The 21,077-nt window shown below is 69.5% G+C and carries 26 protein-coding genes; 14 read left to right on the plus strand and 12 right to left on the minus strand.

Features of this window, described 5'->3' with window-relative positions:
• Positions 1-202 precede the first annotated feature (202 nt).
• From ACIQ7D_RS17415 to ACIQ7D_RS17470, 12 genes are all read left to right on the plus strand, one after another.
• A complete protein-coding gene (locus tag ACIQ7D_RS17415; RefSeq protein WP_403938355.1) occupies positions 203-1,303 on the plus strand; it encodes a hypothetical protein in 1,101 nt (366 codons plus the stop codon).
• Position 1,304: 1 nt separating this feature from the next.
• Positions 1,305-3,488: a hypothetical protein gene (locus ACIQ7D_RS17420; protein ID WP_403938357.1), complete on the plus strand. Its 2,184-nt coding sequence runs from the start codon at positions 1,305-1,307 to the stop codon at positions 3,486-3,488.
• Between the two features lie 243 nt (positions 3,489-3,731).
• Positions 3,732-4,049, plus strand: coding sequence for a hypothetical protein (locus ACIQ7D_RS17425; protein WP_403938359.1), 318 nt, complete (start codon positions 3,732-3,734; stop codon positions 4,047-4,049).
• Between the two features lie 19 nt (positions 4,050-4,068).
• Positions 4,069-4,350: a hypothetical protein gene (locus ACIQ7D_RS17430; protein WP_403938361.1), complete on the plus strand. Its 282-nt coding sequence runs from the start codon at positions 4,069-4,071 to the stop codon at positions 4,348-4,350.
• 53 nt (positions 4,351-4,403) lie between these two features.
• Positions 4,404-5,027: an XF1762 family protein gene (locus ACIQ7D_RS17435; protein WP_403938845.1), complete on the plus strand. Its 624-nt coding sequence runs from the start codon at positions 4,404-4,406 to the stop codon at positions 5,025-5,027.
• Between the two features lie 95 nt (positions 5,028-5,122).
• Complete coding sequence (locus tag ACIQ7D_RS17440; protein ID WP_403938363.1) at positions 5,123-6,040, plus strand: bifunctional DNA primase/polymerase; 918 nt, start codon at positions 5,123-5,125, stop codon at positions 6,038-6,040.
• A gap of 349 nt (positions 6,041-6,389) precedes the next feature.
• Positions 6,390-7,583: a DUF3631 domain-containing protein gene (locus tag ACIQ7D_RS17445; RefSeq protein WP_403938365.1), complete on the plus strand. Its 1,194-nt coding sequence runs from the start codon at positions 6,390-6,392 to the stop codon at positions 7,581-7,583.
• Positions 7,584-7,770: 187 nt separating this feature from the next.
• Complete coding sequence (locus ACIQ7D_RS17450; RefSeq protein ID WP_403938367.1) at positions 7,771-7,968, plus strand: helix-turn-helix domain-containing protein; 198 nt, start codon at positions 7,771-7,773, stop codon at positions 7,966-7,968.
• Positions 7,968-9,110, plus strand: a complete 1,143-nt coding sequence (locus ACIQ7D_RS17455) for a tyrosine-type recombinase/integrase (protein WP_403938369.1) — start codon at positions 7,968-7,970, stop codon at positions 9,108-9,110. The genes ACIQ7D_RS17450 and ACIQ7D_RS17455 overlap by 1 nt, the downstream gene beginning before the upstream one ends.
• A 545-nt stretch (positions 9,111-9,655) precedes the next feature.
• A complete protein-coding gene (locus ACIQ7D_RS17460; protein WP_403938370.1) occupies positions 9,656-10,261 on the plus strand; it encodes a GntR family transcriptional regulator in 606 nt (201 codons plus the stop codon).
• Positions 10,262-10,955: 694 nt separating this feature from the next.
• A complete protein-coding gene (locus ACIQ7D_RS17465; RefSeq protein ID WP_403938372.1) occupies positions 10,956-11,192 on the plus strand; it encodes a GntR family transcriptional regulator in 237 nt (78 codons plus the stop codon).
• Between the two features lie 626 nt (positions 11,193-11,818).
• Positions 11,819-12,169 carry a DUF6233 domain-containing protein gene (locus tag ACIQ7D_RS17470; protein WP_403938374.1) on the plus strand — a complete coding sequence of 117 codons (351 nt, stop codon included), beginning with the start codon at positions 11,819-11,821 and terminating at the stop codon, positions 12,167-12,169.
• Here the strand turns inward: ACIQ7D_RS17470 and ACIQ7D_RS17475 are convergent.
• The 6 genes from ACIQ7D_RS17475 to ACIQ7D_RS17500 all read right to left on the minus strand — a co-directional run bounded on the left by ACIQ7D_RS17475 (position 12,166) and on the right by ACIQ7D_RS17500 (position 16,508).
• The gene (locus tag ACIQ7D_RS17475; protein WP_403938376.1) at positions 12,166-13,047 is read right to left on the minus strand and encodes a Ku protein; all 882 of its coding nucleotides are present in this window, start codon (positions 13,045-13,047) and stop codon (positions 12,166-12,168) included. The genes ACIQ7D_RS17470 and ACIQ7D_RS17475 overlap by 4 nt on opposite strands.
• A 165-nt stretch (positions 13,048-13,212) precedes the next feature.
• Positions 13,213-13,887, minus strand: a complete 675-nt coding sequence (locus ACIQ7D_RS17480; RefSeq protein WP_403938846.1) for an HNH endonuclease family protein — start codon at positions 13,885-13,887, stop codon at positions 13,213-13,215.
• A gap of 149 nt (positions 13,888-14,036) precedes the next feature.
• Positions 14,037-14,516 (minus strand): Appr-1-p processing protein, encoded by a 480-nt coding sequence (locus ACIQ7D_RS17485; RefSeq protein ID WP_403938378.1) that lies wholly within the window; start codon positions 14,514-14,516, stop codon positions 14,037-14,039.
• Positions 14,513-14,890 carry an endonuclease domain-containing protein gene (locus ACIQ7D_RS17490; protein ID WP_403938848.1) on the minus strand — a complete coding sequence of 126 codons (378 nt, stop codon included), beginning with the start codon at positions 14,888-14,890 and terminating at the stop codon, positions 14,513-14,515. Before ACIQ7D_RS17490 ends, ACIQ7D_RS17485 begins: the two co-directional genes overlap by 4 nt.
• 242 nt (positions 14,891-15,132) lie before the next feature.
• Complete coding sequence (locus ACIQ7D_RS17495) at positions 15,133-16,284, minus strand: tyrosine-type recombinase/integrase (RefSeq protein ID WP_403938380.1); 1,152 nt, start codon at positions 16,282-16,284, stop codon at positions 15,133-15,135.
• Positions 16,284-16,508, minus strand: coding sequence for a hypothetical protein (locus ACIQ7D_RS17500; protein WP_403938382.1), 225 nt, complete (start codon positions 16,506-16,508; stop codon positions 16,284-16,286). Before ACIQ7D_RS17500 ends, ACIQ7D_RS17495 begins: the two co-directional genes overlap by 1 nt.
• Before the next feature lie 280 nt (positions 16,509-16,788).
• On the opposite strand from ACIQ7D_RS17500, the gene ACIQ7D_RS17505 reads away from it, so the two are divergent.
• Together ACIQ7D_RS17505 and ACIQ7D_RS17510 are read left to right on the plus strand one after the other, a co-directional pair.
• Positions 16,789-17,427 (plus strand): PASTA domain-containing protein, encoded by a 639-nt coding sequence (locus ACIQ7D_RS17505; RefSeq protein WP_403938384.1) that lies wholly within the window; start codon positions 16,789-16,791, stop codon positions 17,425-17,427.
• A 203-nt stretch (positions 17,428-17,630) separates the two neighbouring features.
• Positions 17,631-18,113, plus strand: coding sequence for a hypothetical protein (locus ACIQ7D_RS17510; protein ID WP_403938385.1), 483 nt, complete (start codon positions 17,631-17,633; stop codon positions 18,111-18,113).
• An 84-nt stretch (positions 18,114-18,197) separates the two neighbouring features.
• On the opposite strand, the gene ACIQ7D_RS17515 is transcribed toward ACIQ7D_RS17510, so the two are convergent.
• The 6 genes from ACIQ7D_RS17515 to ACIQ7D_RS17540 form a co-directional block, all read right to left on the minus strand.
• Entirely contained in the window at positions 18,198-18,380 is a 183-nt protein-coding gene (locus ACIQ7D_RS17515) for a hypothetical protein (RefSeq protein ID WP_403938387.1), read from the minus strand.
• 2 nt (positions 18,381-18,382) lie between these two features.
• Positions 18,383-18,745 (minus strand): hypothetical protein, encoded by a 363-nt coding sequence (locus ACIQ7D_RS17520; protein WP_403938389.1) that lies wholly within the window; start codon positions 18,743-18,745, stop codon positions 18,383-18,385.
• Positions 18,742-19,080 carry a hypothetical protein gene (locus ACIQ7D_RS17525; RefSeq protein ID WP_403938391.1) on the minus strand — a complete coding sequence of 113 codons (339 nt, stop codon included), beginning with the start codon at positions 19,078-19,080 and terminating at the stop codon, positions 18,742-18,744. The genes ACIQ7D_RS17520 and ACIQ7D_RS17525 overlap by 4 nt, the downstream gene beginning before the upstream one ends.
• A gap of 99 nt (positions 19,081-19,179) precedes the next feature.
• Positions 19,180-19,446 (minus strand): hypothetical protein, encoded by a 267-nt coding sequence (locus ACIQ7D_RS17530; RefSeq protein ID WP_403938393.1) that lies wholly within the window; start codon positions 19,444-19,446, stop codon positions 19,180-19,182.
• Positions 19,447-19,504: 58 nt separating this feature from the next.
• The gene (locus tag ACIQ7D_RS17535) at positions 19,505-20,398 is read right to left on the minus strand and encodes an N-acetylmuramoyl-L-alanine amidase (protein ID WP_403938395.1); all 894 of its coding nucleotides are present in this window, start codon (positions 20,396-20,398) and stop codon (positions 19,505-19,507) included.
• Between the two features lie 64 nt (positions 20,399-20,462).
• Positions 20,463-21,068 (minus strand): hypothetical protein, encoded by a 606-nt coding sequence (locus ACIQ7D_RS17540; protein WP_403938396.1) that lies wholly within the window; start codon positions 21,066-21,068, stop codon positions 20,463-20,465.
• Between the last annotated feature and the right edge of the window lie 9 nt (positions 21,069-21,077).

Genomic DNA, 21,077 nt, shown 5'->3' on the forward strand with positions numbered 1-21,077 from the left:
CGCCGCCATGTCGTCGGCCCGAGGGGCACGTGGTGGGGCCGCGCCCGGCCGTATCCCTGCCCCGGCCCGTACCTCCGGCGGCAGGTCCGCCGGGGTAGGCGCCGGCCGGAGTGCGGGCTTGTCGAAGTCGGCCGGAGCGGGTGCGCGCCCCGGCCCGGCCGGTACGAGGAACGGATCCGGCGCGGGCAAGCACCGCGCCGCCATGAGCTCCAACGGGTCCACCGGGTCCGCCGGGTCCGCCGGCCGTGCCGGTGGCGGGCCGGGCGGGCGTTCCCCGCTCGGCTCCCGCGCCGCGTCGTCCGGCCGGATCGGGCAGGTCCGGGCGTTGCGCAAGGAGCGGGCCGGGCAGTCTCCGACGCGCGGGGCGGCTCGTACGCGCTCGGCGCAGGACCGGCGGGCGGTTGCCGATTCGCGGCGGGCGGCGCGCGCCGACACCCGTACCGGACGCGCGCAGGGCAAGGGCGGGTTGGGCCGGTCGGTGGCCCGGGGTGTGGCTGCCGGGGGCCGTATGCGGCGCGCGGCTGTCGACCGGGCGCGGACCGCGCGTGACGAGCGCACTCGTGACCAGGTCGATCAGAAGCGGTCGATGCTGCGCAAGGCGCCCTCGCGGCGCCGGGCGCGGGCCGCGTTGTGGCGTTCGGCGGCGCGGCTGCACGCGCGCCGGCTGCTGGCCGCCGCGCTGTCGGCGCCGCTGGGCGTGCTCGGCGTGCTCACCACCCCGCTCGGGCGCAAGCTCGGGTGGTACTGGCTCCAGCACCCCGGGCGCCGCCTGTACCGCCGCCTTGTGGGCCAGGCGAAGCAGGATAAATCGGACCGTGACCGGGAGATCCGGGCGCGGCTCGACGAGGAAGAGGCCGCCGCCGACACGGTGGCCGACGCAGAGATCGAGGACCGGGTGGAGCGTCCGGCCGGTCTCGTGCCCAGCACGTCACGCACGCCGTTCGGGGAGGTCACACACGTGTCCGGTTTCCAGTTCGAAGAGGCTGCCACCGAGATGGAGAATGCCGCCGGCTCCTACGAGCCGGACGGATGCATGGAGATCCTGGCCATGGTCGAGAACCTTCCCCAGGCTCTGGCCTCGGTCGCGAACACCTTCCGGATCCTCGCGGAGCGCTCCGACAGCGAGTTCCCGCTGGAGAAGACGGTGGCGGTCGGGTTCGAGGGAATCCACGTCGCCCTCTTGCAGGCGGTGTCCGCGTCCGAGGAGCTGGGGCCGCTGTTCCGCTACGCGCACGAACAGGACATCGCCCGTCATGAGGACCCGCGCAACGGGGCCGAGGCTGAGAAGGGCTGGAACGTCTGACATGACTGCCAGTACCGCGACCACGAAGAAGCAGAAGCAGGACGCCGGTGGCCCGGTGCTGGACTGGGCGGCCGGTCACGGACCCGTGACCGGCGCCCTGTCCGCCACCACCGGCGCTTTCGCGCTGGCCACCACGGGGGCCGCCACGGGCATGCCGCCCGGCTGGGCCCTGACGGTCGGCGCCGCCGGGGCCATCGGCCACACCGCCGCCGGACTCCGGTGGAAGAACGCCGGCCGCACCATCGCCACCCGCGCCGCGTCCTGGCTGGTCGGTGCGGGCTGGACCACGTGGGCCATGACCACCGGCCCGCTGACCTGGACGGCGCTGGGCTCGCTGGCCACGCTCGGGGTGGGCATGGGCGCCGCCGCCCACGCGGCGAGCCTCTACGAGGAAGCCCGGGAGGACGAAGCGCTCGCCGCCGCCGAACGCCAGGTGGCCGCCGAACTCAGCGCGGAACGGCGCGGGATCGCCGCCGAGTGGGTCGACCGGATCCAGCGGGTATGCGGGATCACCATCCGCGTCCTGGCGGTGGAGATGTGGCCCACCGGCACCGGGTTCACCATCGACGCGGAACTCCCCGCCGGCGGCGCGACCTACGACCGGATCACCAAGGAGTCCGCCAGCCTGTCGGCGGATGCCGGTCTGCCGCACGGCTGCACCGCCACCGCCGGGCCCGGCATCAACCAGGGCCGCGTCCTGATCGACGTCGCCACCGCCAACGTCCTGGCCGAGAACCGCACCTACCCCGACGAGTACGGGCCCCTTTCCATCCACACCGGACTCCCCTGGGGCTACCGCACCAACGCCGAGAAGATCTGCGCCTACCTCCGGGAACAGTGCGCGCTGGTGGTCGGTCCGACCGGATCCGGGAAGACGAACATGGTCCACGTCATCCTCGCCGGGCTGGCCCGCGCGGTCGACGTGCTCACCTGGGTGATCGACCTCAACGCCGGATCGGCCGGACTCCCCTGGGCCCGCCCCGCCCTCACCCCCACCGGCCAGATGGAAGACGGGCTACGGCCCGGGGTGGACTGGCTCGCCTCCACCGTCGAAGAGGCCGCGCTCATGCTGGAGGCGGCCGAGCGGATCGCGAAGGAACGCAAACGGGCCTACCAGGACCTCATGTCCCAGGCCAACACCGACCTCCTGCCCGTCAGCCCGGCGATTCCCCAGATCATGCTGGTCGTCGACGAGGGCGCGGAGATCCTGGCCAGCACCGACAAGCCGATGCGCAAGCTCGCCGCAAAGCTCATCGAAGTGATCCGCATCGCCCGCGCCATGGGCGTACGGACCGTGCTGACCGCGCTCGGTGCCACCGGCACCGTGCTCGGCAACCTCATGATCCGCCGGGAAGCGAAAATCCGCGTCGCGCTCACCGGCGGCGAGACCGAGGGAATGGACCTGTCGAAGCAGTTCCCCGGCAGCCGTGGACTGCGCGTCGACCAGGCCCCCTACAAGGGATCGGGGTTCATGGCCACCCCCGAATCCCCCGTCGCACTGTTCAAGACCTGGGGCATCCTCCCGAACCAGATCCGTGACATCGTCATCGCCACCTCCGACCGGCACCCCACGCTGGACGACATCTCCGCACGCGCCGCCGGAAACGCCTACGCGAACCGCTGGGACACCGCCCGCACCGCATGGATGCGCGCCCACACCACCACCACCGAGACCGGCAGCGAACCGCCCCGCACCACCGGCCGGAGCGGGAACGCGGGCGCCGGGCTGAACCTCTCCTCCCTCCGCACCGGAACACCCACCGGCACCGGCGACGAGGACGCAGCCGTACGGGCATTCATGGACGAGATCGACGCCCAGTTCGGCACCACCCCCGAACCGCCCACGGCCGATCCGGGCACCCCGAACGATCCGCAGCACAAGCCCCCGACGCAGCGAGGGACGGGGCTGAACCTCTCCGCACTCCACGACAACGACGACACCGGCGAGACCGGGCCCCAGGATCCGGAGCGCGGCGTGGAGGCGGGACCGGCGTGGCTGGCGGACGCGGTCGACGCGATCGAGTCGGCCGGCGCCACGGGCATGAAGCCCTCCGCCATCGCGGACCTCGTGGGCCGCAGTCGCCAGGCCGTACGGGACGCGCTCAAAGCCGCCGCAGAGCGTGGGCAACTCGTCTACCGGGACAACGGACCGCACTCCGTCTACGTCCACCCCGACCACGCCTGAACGGCCACACACAGCTACTGACTACTGGTTAGCGGCAAGTTGCCACTAGCCAGTAGAACGCCCACCTACTGGCCACCAGGGGCCTCCAACAGGCTCTTTGCCGGTAGCCAGTAGGCACTGGGCAGTAGCCACTAACCAGTAGCCACACCCCACTACAACCACACACCGTCACCACCAGACCCCCGCCCGGCACGCTCCGGGCGGGGGTCCTCGCGTCCCGGAACGACCGGAAGGAGCACACCCATGCACCACCGCGAACCGCCCGGGAACACCCACGGGCCGACCACCCCGCACATACCCGCCGACGTCTACGACCGCGCCCGGGCCACCGGCCAGCCGATCGTCGTCATCCACACCACCGCCCCGACCGGACGCCCGGCCCGCGCCTACCTGTTCCCCATCGTCGTCGTCACCACCGGCGCCATCGGCATCCTCGGCACCGTCGCCGCGATCATCGCCCTCATCGACTTCGCCGCCCGCACCGCCGCCCTCATCGCCACCACCGCAGGCCCCATCGGCATCGGCGGACTCACCCTCAAACTCGCCCGCCCCAAGAAGTAACCCACACAGGAGAACCCCCTTGCACCGACTGCGCATCCGCGTCCACACCTGGCCCCGCCGGACCCTCGTCCTCACCGACACCCCCCGCCCCAACTGCCCCGACTGCGAGGGGTACGGCGGGATCGATCAGCACTACGTAGACGAGGAAGGCGACTACGCCGGCACCAACTCGTATCCCTGCCCCTGCTGGAACGAGAACCGCCGCTGGACTCTGCTTCCCCTCCCGCGTCTGCCCCGCCGCCGCACGGCGGAGCGCGACTCGTGGAGGACCGGCGGCTACAGCGACGAACCGCCCTTCTAGTTGTGCCATCTCAGGAGATTGGTGCCACTCAGATGACCATCACCGTCGTACCGATGGCCTTCCGGGACGCGTGCGCGTACGTCGATCGCGTTCACCGCCATCACGCTGCACCGCAGGGGCACAAGTTCTCTCTCGGAGCCATGACTGAGGACGGGAGGCTTGTCGGCGTCGCCATCGTCGGCCGTCCCGTAGCCCGGGCCTACGACGATGGGCTCACCGTCGAGGTCATCCGGCTGGCCACCGATGGCAGCCCGAACGCCTGCTCTGCGCTCTACGGCGCCGCCTGGCGCACCGCCAAAGCCAGTGGGCACAGGCGGGCCATCACCTACACCCAAGAGGGCGAGAGCGGCGCGAGTCTGCGGGCGGTCGGATGGCGTCGCACAGCTGACCGGCCCGCACGAGCTGGCTGGGACGCCCCCCGTCGCCCCCGACGCACGCTCGGGACCGAGCAAGTGGCCCGCACACTGTGGGAAATCACCGCCAAGGACGCCCCGCCCCTGCCGCCCCTGCGTGACGAAACCCGTGACAAAACCCGACCAGCGCGGCGCCACTGCTCTGCCCGCTCATGCAGGCGGCTGGTCGCCACGCCCGCAACCGGACGCCCCGCCCGCTACTGCTCCCACGCCTGCCGCCAGCGGGCCTACCGCGAGCGCCGCGCAGCGACACCAACGTCCTGAGACACCACATCTAGACATGGCTGGGGCGGCCGTCTCTCGCCAAAGTCACGGCCGCCCCGGTCTCCAGTCCCTACAGACCCTTGGAGGTCTCCAGCATGACATCTGAACCCCTGTCCGCGCTGCTGTGGGCAGCGCTGGACGCCGCCGAACGCGGCTGGCCCGTCTTCCCGCTCCGCCCCGGCGACAAGCGCCCCGCCCTCCACGGCGAGACCGCCTGCCCCGGCACCGGGGACTGCGCGGCCGGCCACCGCAAGTGGGAAGACCGGGCGACCACCGATCCGGACCGCATCCGCCGGGCCTGGGCCGACATCCCGTTCAACATCGGCATCGCGACCGGCCCCGCCGGCCTGGTCGTCATCGACCTGGACATGCCCAAAACCAAGAACAAGGCCAGGACCAACAGCAGTGCGGACACGCCTTCCGGCGTGACGACCTTCAAGGCGCTCTGCGAGCGCACCGGCAACACCGTCCCCACCACCTACCGCACCCGGACAGCAAGCGGCGGACAGCACCTCTACTTCACCGCACCGCCCGGCATCCGTCTCGGCAACAGCGCGGGCCGTCTCGGCAAGCTGATCGACACCCGCGCGTCGGGCGGATACGTCGTCGCCGCCGGGAGTACCACCCCTGCCGGTCGCTACGCGGTCATCGACCCCACCCCGCCCGCCCCGCTCCCTGAGTGGCTGTACGTCCGCCTGACGGATCGCCAGGCAATTCAGGTAACAGTCGTCGCACCGCCGTCCGGGACCTCTCGCTACGCCACGGCGGCCCTCAGGGCCGAACTGGCGAACGTCGCGGGGGCCGGTGAAGGCGTACGGAACTGGACGCTGACCAGGGCCGCGCGCGCCCTGGGACGGTTCGTCGCGTCCGGCGCCCTCACCCGCAGCGAGGTTGAAGAGCCTCTTAAGCAAGCGGGATTGGCGGCCGGCCTGCGGGAAAGCGAGTGCACGCCGGTCATCACCAGCGCCCTGAACTGGTCGATTGCCCACAATCCCAGCGGCACGGCGTCATGAGCGCGCCCCCCAATCCCCCCATTAAGAGGCAGTTCTCCCACCCCACTGACCAGCCCAGCCCCGCCGAACCGACCCCGGCCCCCTCCGGCAGTAGCGCGCCGAAAGTCGTCGCCGAAGGCGTCCTTTCTGCTGTTCGCCCTGGCCCGCAGACCGGCGGCGGACGGTACCCGGTCGCCTGGCTCCGCATCACCGCGCCCAAGGGCGCCGCCCCGACCGCCGGATCGTGGTGCCGCTGCGGACGCGACCTCTTCGCCGCCGGCCACCGCCAGGTACTCGCCCTGATCCCCGACCACACCGCCCACCGCGACGCCTGCCCGCTCCGGAGCTCCCAGGAAGAGAGGAACGCCGCATGACCGGCACCACCATTGACGGCGCGGCCCTGCTCAACGAGGTGGAAGCCTTCCACCGCCGCTTCAACATCTTCCCGGCCGAAGCGGCCTACGTCGCGGTCGCCCTGTGGGACGCACACGCACACCTCCTGGACTGCTTCGACTCCACCCCGCGCCTCGCGTTCCTGTCCCCCGAACCCGGGTCGGGGAAGTCCCGGGCCCTGGAAGTTGTGGAAACCCTCGTGCCGCAGCCGATGACGGCCGTCAACGCGTCGGCCGCAGCGCTGTTCCGCTCCGTGTCCAACCCCGAGGGGCGGCCCACGATCCTGTTCGATGAAATCGACACGGTCTTCGGCCCCAAAGCGGGGGACAACGAGGAGCTACGCGGGTTCCTCAACGCGGGGCATCGCCGGACCGGGGTCACCTACCGGTGCATCGGTGACGGCGGCAACCAGACCGTTCAGGCGTTCCCGTCGTACTGCGGGGTCGCGGTCGCCGGACTCGGCAACCTGCCGGACACGATCATGACCCGCTCCATCGTCATCCGCATGCGCCGCCGGGCCCGCAACGAACGCGTCGAAGCGTTCCGCGCCCGCATCCACGAAGCGGAGGGGCACAAGCTCCGTGACCGGCTTGCCCAGTGGGCCGAACAGGCCCGGGGGTTCATCATGGGCGCGTGGCCGGACATGCCCGACGGCGTCACCGACCGCCCGGCCGACGTGTGGGAATCCCTGCTCGCCATCGCCGACGTGGCCGGCGGTGACTGGCCCGAGCGGGCCCGCGCCGCGTGCGTGAACCTGGTGACCGCGTCCCGGGCCAACGACAAAGGCAGTCTGGGTATCCGACTGCTGACCGATCTCCGCGATCACGTCATGGTCGGCATCGACCGCCTTCCGACCGTCGCCATCCTCGACCGGCTCAACGCCCTCGATGACGCGCCGTGGGCCGATCTGCACGGCAAGCCGCTCGACAACCGGCGCCTGTCCAAGATGCTCACCGAGTACATGACCGCCGACAACGAGCCGGTCACCTCCCGCAACATCAAGACCGCCGGGAGCGTACTCAAGGGCTACTACGCGCTCGATCTCCACGACGCGTGGGAACGGTACTGCCCCCCACCCCCCTCAGGAGCCGCTACCTCCGCTACCTCCGCTAACTCGCAGGTCAGCAGTCCGGAGAAGGTAGCGGCAACGCTCTTCCCGTCCGCTACCTGAGCGCTACCCGCTACCGGCCCCACGCCCACCGGGCCGGGGCGGTAGCGGATTCCATCCGCTACCGCTACCCCTGTCCGCTACCTCGATCATGCCCCTGACCAGGGCGGTAGCGGAGGTAGCGGAAGTAGCGGACCTGACAGGAAGGGGCCCCGGCCCCTCTTTCGCTCTGCCCAGGAGGCAGTGACCCGTGAGCGCTCCCCTGTCCACGCTCCCCGAGACCCTGACAGTCCCTGAAGTCATGCACGCACTGCGTCTCAGCCGGTTCAAGGTCTACGACCTCATCCGCTCGCGCGAACTCAAGAGCATCAAGATCGGCCGATGCCGCAGGGTGCCCGCCGACGCTCTCCGCACCTTCATCGACCACCAGTTGGAAGAGGCTGCCTGATGGCACGCAAGAGGAATCCAAACGGCGCCGGCAGCATCTGGCAGCGTAAAGACGGCCGTTACGAAGCGCGCGTCTACGTTCCCCAGCCGGACGGCACACGCAGGCGCAAGACCGTCTACGGCGCCACCTGGGATGAGTGCGACGTCAAGCGGCAGGAGCTGGTCCTACGTGACCGGCAAGGCGTCCCGACGCCCGCTCGTTCCGCCAAGCTCTCCGAATGGCTGCCCTACTGGCTGGAGGAGTTCGTCAGGAACGACCGCAAGAAGACGACGTACGCCAAATACGAGACCCACGTACGCCGCTACCTGATCCCACAAATCGGCTCTAAACGCCTGGAAACCCTTGGCGCCGCCGACGTGCGCCGCATGCTCGCAGCCGTGACGACGCAGGCATCGGCTGCGACAGCCAAGGAGTCTCACCGCGTTCTCCGCAGCGCTCTTACGGCTGCATGCCGGGAGGAGCTGATCAGCAGGAACGTGGTCAAGCTCGTTCCGGCCCCCCGTGTTCAGTCGCGGGAGTTGAAGCCGTGGGACCTGGAGGAGACGACGACCTTCCTGGAGGCTGCGAGGAAAGATCCGCTGTACGCGGCGTTCGTGCTCGCCGTGGCTTTGGGGCTGCGGCGAGGAGAGGTCCTTGGACTCCGCTGGTCGGACATCGACCTGGAGCGCCGCACGCTCACCGTTCGGAATCAGATCCAGCGGGTACAAAAGGAGCTGTACGCGGACTCCACGAAGAACCGTCGCACGCGCGCCATTCCCGTACCGCTCATGTGCGTGGCACCGCTGCGCTGGCAACGTCTCCGTCAGGGCGAGCAGCGCCTCACCGCAGGGCAAGCCTGGAATGACAGCGACTACGTGTTCACGACCAGGACCGGGCGAACGATCGAGCCGAGGAACCTCAGTCGGTCGTTCGAGCGGATCACGGAGGACGCGGGACTGCGCCGCATTCGTCTGCACGACGCTCGACACGGATGCGCCACGCTTCTGTTCGCCGCCGGTGTGCCGGCGCGCGTCGTGATGGAGATCCTGGGTCACTCGCAGATCGCCGTCACGATGAACATCTACACCCATGTATCCGACGACAACCGGCGGGAGGCGATGGGTCACATGGACCGGCTGCTGCGGCGGCGCCGACCGGAGTGAGGGACTGCCGTCAAGTGCCACCGTCAACGCCCCCGCAGCGGCCCGCTGCGGGGGCGTTCTGGCTGGTGGGCGCGGACGGTTTCGAACCGCCGACATCTGCTTTGTAAGAGCAGCAGCTTGCATTGGGGGGCTTCATCCGTCCACACCCTGACCAGCTTTCGAATGGGGCAACGGACCGCCTGAACTGCTAATACGTGCCATTCACTCACGCACACCCATCCGGAACTACCTTGCGAATACGTTCGCGATACGTCGAGAGTACAGCGCTGCATCTCCTAAATCCCCCCTAAAAAATCACGTGGTTCTTGCAGGTCAGGCCGAAGATGCGAAACCGCCCCTCCCTCAACTGGGGGAGGGGCGGCTCGTTGCGCCGAGCCACCAGCGAGGGGGGCTCAATCCGGCGACCCGGCGCGCTCTGGGGTGGACCGGGCCCGCCGCACGCGGGCACCCGGGAGGGTCTTGGATCTTTGAGGCTATCTGTTAGCTAACAGATTCAGCCATCCCCCATACGGTGACGCTCCCAAGATCGTCACCAGGGGTTCGCCATGGATGCGCCGCACCGCCGGCTCGCCGCCGCACTGCGGCAGCGCATCCTCGACGGCACCTATCCCCCCGGGAGTACTTTCCCCTCCGTGCGCGCCCTGGCGGCCGAGCATGGGGTGGGCGTCGGCACGGTCTACCCTGCGGTGAAGGCCCTTCGCGCAGAAAGACTCCTCGAAGGCCGGCCACGTCGACGTCTGACGGTCGCGCATGCTGTGGGGGTGCGCACCCTCGCGGATCCGGATGCCGACTGGCCTTATGCCCGCGGCGACGTGGAGCGGTCCACCGTTCGGGCGTCGGAGGATCTGGCGGTGCGGCTCGGCGTGCAGCCGGGTACAGCGGTCCGGCGGGAGCGTGTGGAGCTTCTGGATCCGGACGGGCGGCCGGCGATGCTGGCGACGACGTGGCGTCGAGGCCGGGCTCGCTCGCACGTGTCGGTGCGGGTCTCGGTGCGCGCGCACGGAATGACTGCCGACGAGGCTGCAGTTCTGGGGTTTCAGTCGGGTACGGCGGCGCTGCTGGTGGAGCGTTCGCGGCTGGATGCGTCTGGGGCGGTAGCGGAGGTAGCGGATTTGGTGCTCCCTGCGGACAGATGGACTGTGGGTCTCTGACCTGTGGGGGTTGGTCCGTACTTTGAAGATGAGTCAACACGATCTGCGGTGCAAGTAAAAGAGTGTCCCCAGCATCGATTTGTGCGCACGGTGCGCGCACGTGTGAATTTGTGACCGCGCGTAGAAGCCATGGGTAGAGCCCTGGTCGATACCGGAGGTTCCAGCGGTCGGGACTTAGGCTCGGCGCCGGCCGCTACCGGGGTGCGGTCTGTTTGTGGCACGTACAGCCGCAGCGCAGCCGGAGAACGATCACCCCGCCCGCGAGTACGTCCTCATTCCCGAAGCAGAGAGCATGCTCGCCAGCCTGGCACTCGTGCGACTTGCCAGGAGCGCCGGTCACGACGCGCGCGCCATCGGGGTGAGGCCATGGATGCGGCAGCAGTTCTCGCAGGCGTAGAGCCGACGGGCCGGCCGCTGTGTCGTGCGGGGTTCGATGCGGATCAGTGCGGCGGTCTTGGTCCTCTGGCCGCACCAGGCGCATAAGCGGGTGGCCGGTGGCTGTCTGTCGGCGTGGAGACTGTGGTCGGTAGCGTGGTCCATGGCGGTGCTCCCAGGGTGTCGTCCACTCCCCGGGCCGGTGACACGACCGCGGGGGTTTGTGCTGTTCAGACGGTACCGCTATAGGCCGCCCCATGTTGCCCCATACGGCCCCCTGCAGGTGCGTACCGCAGGGGGCCGCCATACGTTCCGGTTCATGAGCGAGCAGCCGTTCGGGTACGTGTACATGCGGGTCGCCGACGAGGTCGCGGAAGAGATCCGGACTGGCCGGCTGTCGTATGGGGCTCGTCTGCCGAACGAGCGGGACATGGGTGCGCAGTATGGGGTGGCGCCGGGGACGGTCCGTCGGGCGGTTCAGGAGCTGCGTGACCGCGGGCTGGTGCAGACCCTGCCGAACAAGGGCACGTTCGTGATCGCCCAGCCGCCGGCCTGACCGTTTGTCAGTGCTGCGGCCTATCCTGGGCACATGCCCTCCACTTCTCGCCGCGGTGTCGCGCGCCCTTCCTCTGCGGTGAATGCGGAGATTCGTGCTCTGTGGGCGCGGTCGGGCGGGGTGCTGTCGCCGGCCGAGGCGGATCGGTATCAGCGGCTGCTGGTGGAGTGGGCCGCGGCCGTGCACGGCGAGGTCTCGGGGGCGGCGCGAGATGTCCTGTCCCGCCCGGAAACGTGCAGGTCGGTGGTGCAATGAGGGCTGGACAGCCGTTACGGCTGTCCAGGTCGGATGCACGCGTTAGAGGAGTGGCGGCCGTGGCTGGACGCGGCAGGCAAGTCGCAGCGGGCCGTCACTGAGCATGCGGCGGATGCTGGGGTGAGCCGGTACGAACTGGAGATGGTGACGAAGCGGCTCGCGCGGGATGCGCGCGAAGCCGACTCGGGTTGACGCAGCTCCGCCCCCGTCCGGGCATCACTCCGGTACGGGGGCGGGAAGCAATCCCCGGCTTGTAGTCGGGGTTGATGGCACCAGTCTACGAGCGGGCTACGACAACGCCGCGGCCCTCCGCCGACGGATCACGGGAGCCGATTCCGCAGGCTTGCCGGACGCACCTTAGAATCGAACTCGTGTCCGATCTTCCGCCCGATCTGCCCCGGCTCCGCATCCTGGAGACCTGGCACCAAGTGCAGCTCCAGCGGATCCGCGACGCCATCACCACAGCCGAACGAAACGCGACCGACCAGCGCAAAGCCGAGCGCCAGCAAGCCGCGCAGGTTCGCGACCGAGTGAAACCCCCACCCGCCGACTGGACCGTCGAATGGATCCGCGGTACCCGGCAACCCCTCACCGTGCACGTCGGCGACTGCTACATGCCAGGCAACACCGATCCCATCGCCAAGGACGAAGCCGTCCGGCTCATCGCCGGCGGAGTGGAGCCGTGCCAGTTCTGCCGCCCCGACACCGCCCTCGGCCTCTAGGCCGAGCGCGGCTTCCGTGAGGTCTTCTTCGCGGGCGCCTTCTTGGCCGTCGTCTTCTTTGCGGGTCGCTTCGGCATGTCGTGCACGGTGGCGTCCTTGCTGCGGGACTCGCGGACCTTGCTGACCGACTGCTCCAGCGCGGCCATCAGGTCGACGACCCTGCCCTCCTTGGGGTCCGGGCTCGCGGCGGGCGCCGGCTCGTGACCCTCAGCCTTCGCGGTGATGACTTCTTCGAGGGCGTCCCGGTAGTCGTCGCGGAAGCCGGAAGCGTCGTCTGCGGCCATGGAGTCCATGAGCTGCATGGCCCGCTCGATCTCGTCGTCGTCCAAGTCGACGGCGCTCGGGGCGAGCTCGGCGGGGTCGCGGATCTCGTCCGGCCAGTGCATGGAGTGCAGCACCAGTGCGTCGTCGCGGATGCTGAGCAGTCCGAGCCGCTCCCGGCCGCGGAGGGCGAACTTGGCGACCGCCACCTTCGAGCTGCGCTTCAGCGCCTCGCGCAGCAGGGTGTACGGCTTCCCCGCGACCGCCCCGTCCGCAGCGAGGTAGTACGAGTCACCGAGGCGGATCGGGTCGATCTCGTCGGCGTCGACGAACGCCACGATGTCGACGGCCTTCGCCGTGGGGAGCGGCATGTCGGCCAGCTCGTCGTCCGTGACCTCGACCAGGTGGCCCTTGGACACCTCGTAGCCCTTGCCGATCTCCTCGTCCTGGAGTTCCTGGCCGTCCAGCTCGCAGACCTTCCGGTACCGAATGCGGCCCATGTCTGCGAGATGAACCTGCCGGAAGGCGATGGCGTGGCTCTGAGTGGCGGTAACGACGCGGATAGGGATCGTGACCAGGCCGAATGAGATCGCGCCACGCCAGATGGAGCTGGGCATGAGACACCTCCGTGGCCGGACGGCGGCCTGACCGTAGGGAGAACGGGGGCAGCCGCCGCCCGTCATCCGATCCTCGCGCCAGAGGCCGGGCGGCGCACGTCGAGATTGTGCACAGCAGACCGTCCGCCCTGCCAGCAAGCAGGGCGGGCGCAGCAGCGGACGCAGCTACGGGGCCGGCTCGTACTCCACGGCCTCCTGCCCGCAGCCCTCGGCGATGCGGGTGAGCGCGGCCTGCTCGGCCCGGTCGACGGAGAGGCTCCAGCGGAGTTTCGTACTGACCCAGTCCGAGATGTAGGTGCAGCGGGCGTCGGCGAGCGGCGGCAGCCAGTCCTGCGGGTCCTTGTCGGCCTTGCCGCGGTTGGTGCGGGCGGTCACGGCGACGAGGCTGCGTTCGGCGGTGAGGTCGTTGGCGTACTGCTCGCGCCGCTCAGCCGTCCAGGCCGACGCCCCGGAATCCCATGCTTCGGCCAGCGGCACCATGTGGTCGATGTCCAGCCCGGTCGGATCCGTCACGGTGACGCCGTCGTAGTACGAGTACCACTGGCCGGCGGTCACCTTGCAGCCGGCGCCCACGGTCGGGGCGATCCGCGACTCAGCTTTCAGTACCTCCTGGCGGGTGTTGCAGCCGTCCCGGTCGGCGTCCACCCAGTGCTTGAAGGAGGTGCGCTTGTAGCCGTCCCGGGACTCCTCGGCGACGGTGAGGGCAGCGATCCCGACGGGCAGGGCCATCGGCGCAGGTCCGGCGGGCAGGTCGTCAGCGACGGCAGTCGGGGCGGCGGTCGCAAGGTGCAGGGCGAGGAGAGCAGCGGCGGCGAGGCCGCGCGTGAACATGGTCATGATCCGGTGATATCGGCCCCATGATCGGCACGGGGCTGGTCTGCGGGCATGTCACTCGGGAGAGCGAAATCGTCATACCGGCAGACAGCGGCTCCGCCTCGACGGGGGATGCGAGGCGGAGCCGTAGCCAGTCTGGCACGAGGTGGGGGCGACTACGTGGGCAGGTCGTACACGATCACATCGACGCCCCGGGTCGTGAGCTGTTTCTCCAGCAGCGGCTCGATGCGGGCCCAGCCCCCTCCCGCCAGCCCGCAGCCGATCCGCGGCATGTGCACCGACGCGTTGAGCCGCGCTGCATGCTCGCCAAGCCCGTTGAGCGCCGCATTGATCGCCTCGTACCGGACAGGCGGATGCCCGCCGGCCCGGCGAATGCCGTGCTGGCCGATCATGTTGGCAACCCACAGGTTCTCGTGCACCGGCACCAGTTGCATGGCACCCAAGGCGAAGTCGTTCTGCTCGCGGTCGCGATACCAGGCCCGGTAGGCGGCCTCCGGCTCCGGGCCGCGCCGAGACAGTGCCATCACGAAGCCGCGGCCCCAGGCGCCAATGTCGTTGCAGACGTGGGCGACGATCCGTGGACCCGTGCCCGGCGGAGTCGTCGCGTCGCCCACGGCGTAGTGGATGGAGCTCACAGTCCGATGTCCTCCGATGCTGCGTCGGTCCACTTGTCGGCCTCGCGAATGGTGGCCGGGTGAGCGTAGTCCTTGGCGAGCGGGTCCCAGTAGCGTGCCCTCGCTCCGAGGATTGCGGCGGGCGGGCGCTCCCGGTACCTGCGGTATGGCCCTGCCGATCGGAAGGCCTCTGAGGTGTTGCATCGCCGACAGAGCAGCCCCCGAACAAGCCCTGTCGTGTGGTCGTGGTCCACGATGAGGGAGGTCTGCGCGCAGCAGATTCCACACCTTCCGGCCTGCCACGCTTCGATCGCCGCGAGGCCAGAGACGTCCGGGTCACGGTCCCGGGGGACGGGATCAGCCGAGGACTCCCAGCCCCAGCAAGCTGGAGCCATTGCGTCGTTCCTCTGGTGCGCCTCCCGCTCTTCGGCTTCCGCGACCGCCACCGCTCGGGCATACTCGGCGCGCTCGTCCGGCGTGAGGTGGTGCAGACAGGAGTGCGGCCGGTCGGATCGCTCGGGCAGGCGCCAGTACGCGAGCGGGCTCTGACGACACGGCGTTCCGCGCCTGGTGGGGCGCCCGCACAGCGGAGGAGGCGTGTACGGGCTGGAGCGAATCTGGCCAGGAAACTCGTAAGTCACGGCGCCTCCTTGGGTGCGGGCCGGAACCGATCGGTGATGTCGCCGAAGAGCGCTTCGGCTGCGTCGACGTGGGTGGCGTTGCGCTGTCCGGTGTTGCGGCGCTTCCAGTAGCCGACGGTGGTGGCCGGGTTGTCGTGATCGGCGAATGCCTGGACTTCGGCGAGGTCGACGTGGTCGTCGAGCATGTGCGTGATGCGGGACGCGCGCAGGACGTGCGGGGTGAGCTTCCGGCAGACCTTGCAGCGCGCGAAGGCGTGACCGGGCCGATCGACGGCCGGGCAGGTGAGGGCGCGCGCCTTGCGCCCGAGGCGGGTGAGGAGCCGGGCGACGTCGTGCCGGTCGAGCCGGCGGCCGTCGGCGTCAAGAAGGAGTGGCCCCGCGCTTCGGCCGGCAGTGTGGGCGTCGAGGAGTTCGGCGACGGTGACAGGCAGCGGGAGGATGCGCTCCTTGTGCTCCTTACGGGTGACGTCGAGGTAGGAGCGCCGTCCACGCTCGATGCGCTTGTCGACGTCGGCGGCGCACATTTCGGAGACGCGTCCGGCGAGGGTGTAGAGGAGCAGGACGATGAGCGCGTCGAACTCGTTCTCTGCTGCCCGCACGACTGCCTGGACCTCGTCGACTTCGAGAACCGGCGTGCTGCGGGAGGTGTTGCCCTTGTCGACCTTGGGGCGGTCGTCTTGGGTGACGGGGTTCCTGGGGAGGTCGATCTTCTCGGCGGCGTAGGTGTGGAGCGAGGACAGCGCGTTGAGATAGCGGCTGATCGTGGTGGGCGGCGCGTCGCGGCCTTCCATGCGCAGCCGCCAGGCCCGGATGTGGTCGGGGGTGAAGCAGCCGAGGGCGAATCGTTCGTGGCCGAGTTCTTGGGCGTAGGCGCCCCAGACGCGGCGGATGTCGTCCACGTAGTTGCGCTTGGTCTGGAGGCTGCCGCGTCGGGTGGAGGACAGCCAGTCCATGACCATGACGAAGGTCTGCGGGTCGACGGCTTCGGCGAGGAGTTCGGCGCGGGGCCGGTAGATGCGCTCCTGTCCGCGTCGGTCGACTTGGACTTGGCCAAGGTCGTCGATGAGCTTGCGGCGGACTTCCTCGAACAGGTCCGAGCCGGGCAGGGTGAGAGGCTGTGCCGCAGTCCGGGCGGGGAGGCCGCTCACTACGCGGCCTCGATCGAGAGCGTGACGGTCGTGGTCTTGCTGACGAGTCGGTACTCAACGGATCGACTGGCGAGAGAGCGAAGCCATGTCAAGCGCTCCACTGCTTCACTGCGGTCCGTGTACTCCCCCGTGGCAATGTGCCAGCGGCCTTCGCGGCCAACCTGGACGGCCCACACGGTCTCAGTGTCGGCGTGGATCTGCGTCTGCTCGTGGCCCTGAATCATCCTCAAATTCTAGCGCATAAGGGAACGTTATGCGCTAGCTCTACGGTGACAGGACCCAACGCGGCGCCGCCCCGCCCCTCTACGCAGGAGAGCGGGCCGGCGCCGGGGCCCAAGAAGCTGGCTGCATCCACGGCCAGAGAAGGACTCGTGCGTTTACCTGCGCCACCGAACGACCACCTCCACCCTTCGGTCACAACTCGGTTACCACCTGCGCACACCAGCAACGCTCCCCCTACATCGCCCGTTACGGTCATCGCTCACGTACCACCCAGGGGGGACCATGAAGACCCGTATCGGCGTCGCCGCGCTTGCATGCGCGGCGGCCCTCACGCTTGCCGGCTGCAATCCAGAATCCGCCGATAGCCGCAGCCCCGCCGCCGAGGCGCCAGCCGCAGAACCGACCAGCGCTACTCCCAGCCCTGTGGAGAGCAAGGAAGCAAAGCCCGTCCCCCTGCCCGACTTTGTCGGCATGGGACTCCAGTCCGCGCAGGACACCGCGCAGGCCAAGGGCTTCTACAGTCTGAAGTCTCACGACAGCACCGGGCGGGCACGCCTCCAGGCGCTCGACCGGAACTGGAAGGTGTGCAGCCAGAACGTGAAGGCCGGCACGACCGTGCCCGTCGACACGGCGCTCGACTTCGGAACGGTCAAACTGGAGGAAGAATGCCCGGCGGCCGACGAGAAGGAGCCCGAGGCGGCGGGCGGGAAGATGCCTGATCTGGGCGGCGAGTCGGTGAAGGCGGCACGCGCGGCCCTCGACCCGAGCACCTCGATCACGGTGACGGATGCGAGCGGCGACCGGATGGTGCTGCTGGAGAGCAACTGGCAGGTGTGCACGCAGGACCCGGCACCCGGTAAGGCCCTCAACGGGCAGCCGGTTGAGCTGACCGCGGTCAAGTACGAGGAGAGCTGCCCGTGACCGCCCGGAGAGCGCTCCCCTCTGTCGTCCTGCTGGCCCTCGCGTTGACCGCGTGCGGCGGAGGCTCCGACAGCAGTAACGCGAAGCCGAAGACTGCGGCGACGGCGAGTGAGCACGCTGTACAAGTCGATTGCTCCGACAGGGACCTGTCCGAAGCGGACTGGGTGGAGTACTGCTCCGACGCGCAAGGACCGAACGGTGCGATGGCGGCCCCCGTCGATCTGGCGCTCGGGAAGCCGTCTCCGACGGTTGGCGACGAGGGCACTGGCGTGCTGGAGATGACCCCGACGACGGTCGTCTACTCGAAGGTCGGCACAGGAAACGAACCCGACAAGGACCTCTTCGCCGTCATCACGGTGAAGCAGCGGCCGACAACCGCGGCTCCTGCCGGCGAGGTGCCGCCGATGAGTAGCGGCGGCTGGTCGTGGATCGCCCCTGATGGACAGTCGGTCGACGAGGGCAACGGCCAGTCGTTCAACGTGGTGATGGACGACTTCAGCGCGGCGGGCCCAGTGCAGCCGGGCTCCTTCGTGTGGGACGCGGCGGTCTTCGATCTCACGGCCGCGCAGGCAAAGGGCGGCACCTTGGTGTACGTCGACAGCGAGGGTACGGCGTACCGCTGGAAGATCCCCTCCGGGGACAGTGGCCCGCAGGTCGCTGAGGTGAAGAAGCAGTTGGAGTTCTGACCGCGCGCAGGAACACGCAACACCCCCGCCGCCCGAGATGGGCGGCGGGGGTGTTGTCGTTCCAGCGGTCCCGTCTGTACGAGCTCAGAGGCTCGGCGGATCCTGGCTGTTCTCCGGGGACTCCGGGCTCGCACTGCTCTCGGTGTCGACGGCTGGCTGTGGGCCGGTTGTCGGGACGGGCGGCTCTTCCACCCAGCCCATGTCGACGAGGGATCCGGTGTCGGCCGCGGTGTCGTCTACCTGCGGGGTGACGGGCTCGAAGGGCATACTCACACTCCAGTTCGGTTGTATTCGTCCACCAGAGGATGGACGGGCTCGGGCTCGATTCCAGCCCGGTGCATCTGGCCAGCCCACCGGTCTACCGTCCACGAGAACGCCCGCAGCAGGGACTCGAAGCGGGCCTGCCGACCACGGAGCTGCCCGTTCTCCTCGTCGACCCGCGCCACCGTCGCCTGAAGCACCTTGAGGTCTTCAGACCGTTGGGCTGGCGCGGCCTGTGCTTCGGCGGCGGCCCGGTTCGCCGCGGCGGTTGCCTGTGCGGCGCGCACGGTGGCACGGGCGACGAAGAATCCGCCGCCGCCGAGTACGCTCCCGGCCGCGCCTATCAGCCCCGCCCACTCGCCCACGTTCACGGCGCCTTGCCTTTCCTGGGGCGCGGAGCTGGGGGGACCGAGTATTCGGGCACCGTCGCGGCCCACATGATGATCCCGACGATCGTCAGGTACCAGACCGCGACGAAGCCGCCGCGGGAGTAGATGCCGGTGGCAGCCGCTGCCGCGTAGGCGAGGGCCCACACGCTGGGGGGTGCGAATGCTGCGGCGAATCCGGCCCAGTCTCGGCCGATTTGAAGGAAGGCACTGCCGGCGGCGATGAGTCCGGCCCCGATCCAAAGCCAGGCCCAGGTGGAGAGTCTGCAGTGATCGGTGAGGATGCTCAGGCCGACCGTGGTGGGCGGGTCGTAGATCATGCCCGCGCCCCAGGCGCACTCCCCTATGCCGATGATGAGGAGGAATCGGCCGCGGCGTCCGAGGTGTTTGCAGGCCCGCCGCATGAGCAGGCAGCGCACTTACACGCCCGGTGCCGCGCTGGCGCTGTTCTTTGTCCCGAACGCGCGGGCCGCCATGCCCTTGAGGAGGGATCCGGCTGCGGCGAGTCCGGCGGCGGCCATGGTCTGCCAGAACGAGGCATGGAACATGTCGGCCGGTCCGGCCGCCACGGCGACGCCGCCGGCGGAGACGACGAACGTGGCGAGGGTCCGTTCGGCCAAGTCGCGGGCGTAGGTGGCGGTCGTCTTGATGACGGTGTCCGCACCGGGGATGTGGAGCTGAGACATGACGGTTCCCTTCATTGGGGCAGTTCAGGGGGACGGGCAGCCATTACGGCTGTCAGTGTCAGGGCGTGGTGAGCAGGGCGAGAATCTGGTCGAGCTTCTTTTCCAGCCGGTCCACCTTGACCTGGAGGTCGGTGGTGTCCTTCTCCACATGGGCGAGGTAGTAGCCGGCGCCATGGTTCACGCGGGCGCCCTTGCTGTCGACCTCGGTCAGGCTGCCGATCGTCAAGAGGTTCGCGTGGAGGGAGCGGACGCGGTCGTCGGTGGTAGCCACGGGGGTTTCCTTCGGCGGGGTGGTGGGCGGCTTGGGTGCGGGCGTGCTGCTGCCGGGGTTCCAGGACGTGGGGTGCTTCAGTCGTTCCGCGACGTCGGCCCGGAGCGCGGTCATGGAGACCCCGAGGGGGTCGACCTTGTCGCTGGACCATTCCAGGTGACCGATGACGCTCTTCGCGGTCCAGCCGTGCGCGCGGCACAGGGCGGCCTGGGTGCGGACGATGGCGTCGTACTGGGCGGCGGGCCAGGGGTCCTTGCCGTCGCCGAGGTTCTCGCATTCCCAGCCGTAGAACCGGGCGTTGCCGTCGACGCCGTTGGCGTTGCCCTTGGTCGGCTTAGGTGGCCGGTCGCCGTAGTCCTCGGCGATGACATGGGCGAGGACGGCGGGGTCGCCGCCTCCGGCGTGGTTGGTGCGGCCCCAGCCGACGAGGTGCACCGTCCCGTCTTTGGCGATCATGCCGTGGCAGAGAGGGCCGGGCAGGGAGCTGTAGCCGTCGCGGACGATGGCGACCGACGAGGCGGTTCCCTTCGTCACGGTGTGGTGGACGACACTGCCGTTGACGGGCCCCCACGCGCCCTTCTGGTTGCGATTGTGGGTGCGCCAGTTGTCGACCTCTACGATGCGGACCCCCTCGGCTCGGAGAGCGGTGAGGGCCGCCGCAGCGGACAGGGGTTGAGCCATGAGCCCTCCTCAGGGCATGCCGATGGCCCCGGCCGGGGTGGCGCGGGGCTCGGGGTGTGGCAGGTCAGAGGCTGTAGGTGATGTTGTTGAGGGATACCCAGGGCGGCTGTACGCCGGTCTGGGTGACGATGGCGACGGTGCCATCCGTGTTGAAGTCGATCTTCACGGAGAGGGAGTCAGAGGCGACCGCCGAGCAGGCAGCAGTGACGGTGCGGCGGGATGCGGGCCGGGCGGCGACGGGCAGCACGGCGTTGAGGAAGTTCCCGGAGCCGACCGGGGCGCCGCCGCTGTAGGTGACGTTGAGGCCGCCCTTCCACATGACGACCTGCTCGCCGAACAAGTTGACGACCCGGTACTGCGGGGTGCCGTTCGAATTGCCGTTCGCGGTGTAGCCGCTGCGCAGGGTGGGTGTCGTCCAGGACTGCGTACCAGCAGCGACCACCACCCAGGCTGTGCCGTCGTACACGGTCAGGAGGCGGGAGTCGGCGAGAAACGCGGCCATGCCAGCGGCTGGCGGGGTCAGTGCGGCATTGCGGGCGGAGGCGGAGGCGAACCGCATGACGGTCTGGCCCGTGATCTTCAGCAGGCCCTCGCCCATGATTTTCAGGTCGGGGGTTTCGCCGTAGTCGAGGCTTGTGAAGCCCTGCCCGAAGGCGTCAGTGATCGGCATCGGTCCTCC

The sequence above is a fragment of the Streptomyces sp. NPDC096310 genome, from assembly GCF_044763125.1.
Taxonomy (GTDB): domain Bacteria; phylum Actinomycetota; class Actinomycetes; order Streptomycetales; family Streptomycetaceae; genus Streptomyces.

Bases quoted from the DNA above. Each gene is read 5' to 3' on its own strand.
- ACIQ7D_RS17415 (WP_403938355.1), top strand. From the start codon at position 203: ATGAGCTCCAACGGGTCCACCGGGTCCGCCGGGTCCGCCGGCCGTGCC.
- ACIQ7D_RS17420 (WP_403938357.1), top strand. From the start codon at position 1,305: ATGACTGCCAGTACCGCGACCACGAAGAAGCAGAAGCAGGACGCCGGT.
- ACIQ7D_RS17425 (WP_403938359.1), top strand. From the start codon at position 3,732: ATGCACCACCGCGAACCGCCCGGGAACACCCACGGGCCGACCACCCCG.
- ACIQ7D_RS17435 (WP_403938845.1), top strand. From the start codon at position 4,404: ATGGCCTTCCGGGACGCGTGCGCGTACGTCGATCGCGTTCACCGCCAT.
- ACIQ7D_RS17440 (WP_403938363.1), top strand. From the start codon at position 5,123: ATGACATCTGAACCCCTGTCCGCGCTGCTGTGGGCAGCGCTGGACGCC.
- ACIQ7D_RS17445 (WP_403938365.1), top strand. From the start codon at position 6,390: ATGACCGGCACCACCATTGACGGCGCGGCCCTGCTCAACGAGGTGGAA.
- ACIQ7D_RS17455 (WP_403938369.1), top strand. From the start codon at position 7,968: ATGGCACGCAAGAGGAATCCAAACGGCGCCGGCAGCATCTGGCAGCGT.
- ACIQ7D_RS17460 (WP_403938370.1), top strand. From the start codon at position 9,656: ATGGATGCGCCGCACCGCCGGCTCGCCGCCGCACTGCGGCAGCGCATC.
- ACIQ7D_RS17465 (WP_403938372.1), top strand. From the start codon at position 10,956: ATGAGCGAGCAGCCGTTCGGGTACGTGTACATGCGGGTCGCCGACGAG.
- ACIQ7D_RS17475 (WP_403938376.1), bottom strand. From the start codon at position 13,047: ATGCCCAGCTCCATCTGGCGTGGCGCGATCTCATTCGGCCTGGTCACG.
- ACIQ7D_RS17490 (WP_403938848.1), bottom strand. From the start codon at position 14,890: ATGGCTCCAGCTTGCTGGGGCTGGGAGTCCTCGGCTGATCCCGTCCCC.
- ACIQ7D_RS17500 (WP_403938382.1), bottom strand. From the start codon at position 16,508: ATGATTCAGGGCCACGAGCAGACGCAGATCCACGCCGACACTGAGACC.
- ACIQ7D_RS17505 (WP_403938384.1), top strand. From the start codon at position 16,789: ATGAAGACCCGTATCGGCGTCGCCGCGCTTGCATGCGCGGCGGCCCTC.
- ACIQ7D_RS17510 (WP_403938385.1), top strand. From the start codon at position 17,631: ATGGCGGCCCCCGTCGATCTGGCGCTCGGGAAGCCGTCTCCGACGGTT.
- ACIQ7D_RS17515 (WP_403938387.1), bottom strand. From the start codon at position 18,380: ATGCCCTTCGAGCCCGTCACCCCGCAGGTAGACGACACCGCGGCCGAC.
- ACIQ7D_RS17525 (WP_403938391.1), bottom strand. From the start codon at position 19,080: ATGATCTACGACCCGCCCACCACGGTCGGCCTGAGCATCCTCACCGAT.
- ACIQ7D_RS17530 (WP_403938393.1), bottom strand. From the start codon at position 19,446: ATGTCTCAGCTCCACATCCCCGGTGCGGACACCGTCATCAAGACGACC.
- ACIQ7D_RS17535 (WP_403938395.1), bottom strand. From the start codon at position 20,398: ATGGCTCAACCCCTGTCCGCTGCGGCGGCCCTCACCGCTCTCCGAGCC.
- ACIQ7D_RS17540 (WP_403938396.1), bottom strand. From the start codon at position 21,068: ATGCCGATCACTGACGCCTTCGGGCAGGGCTTCACAAGCCTCGACTAC.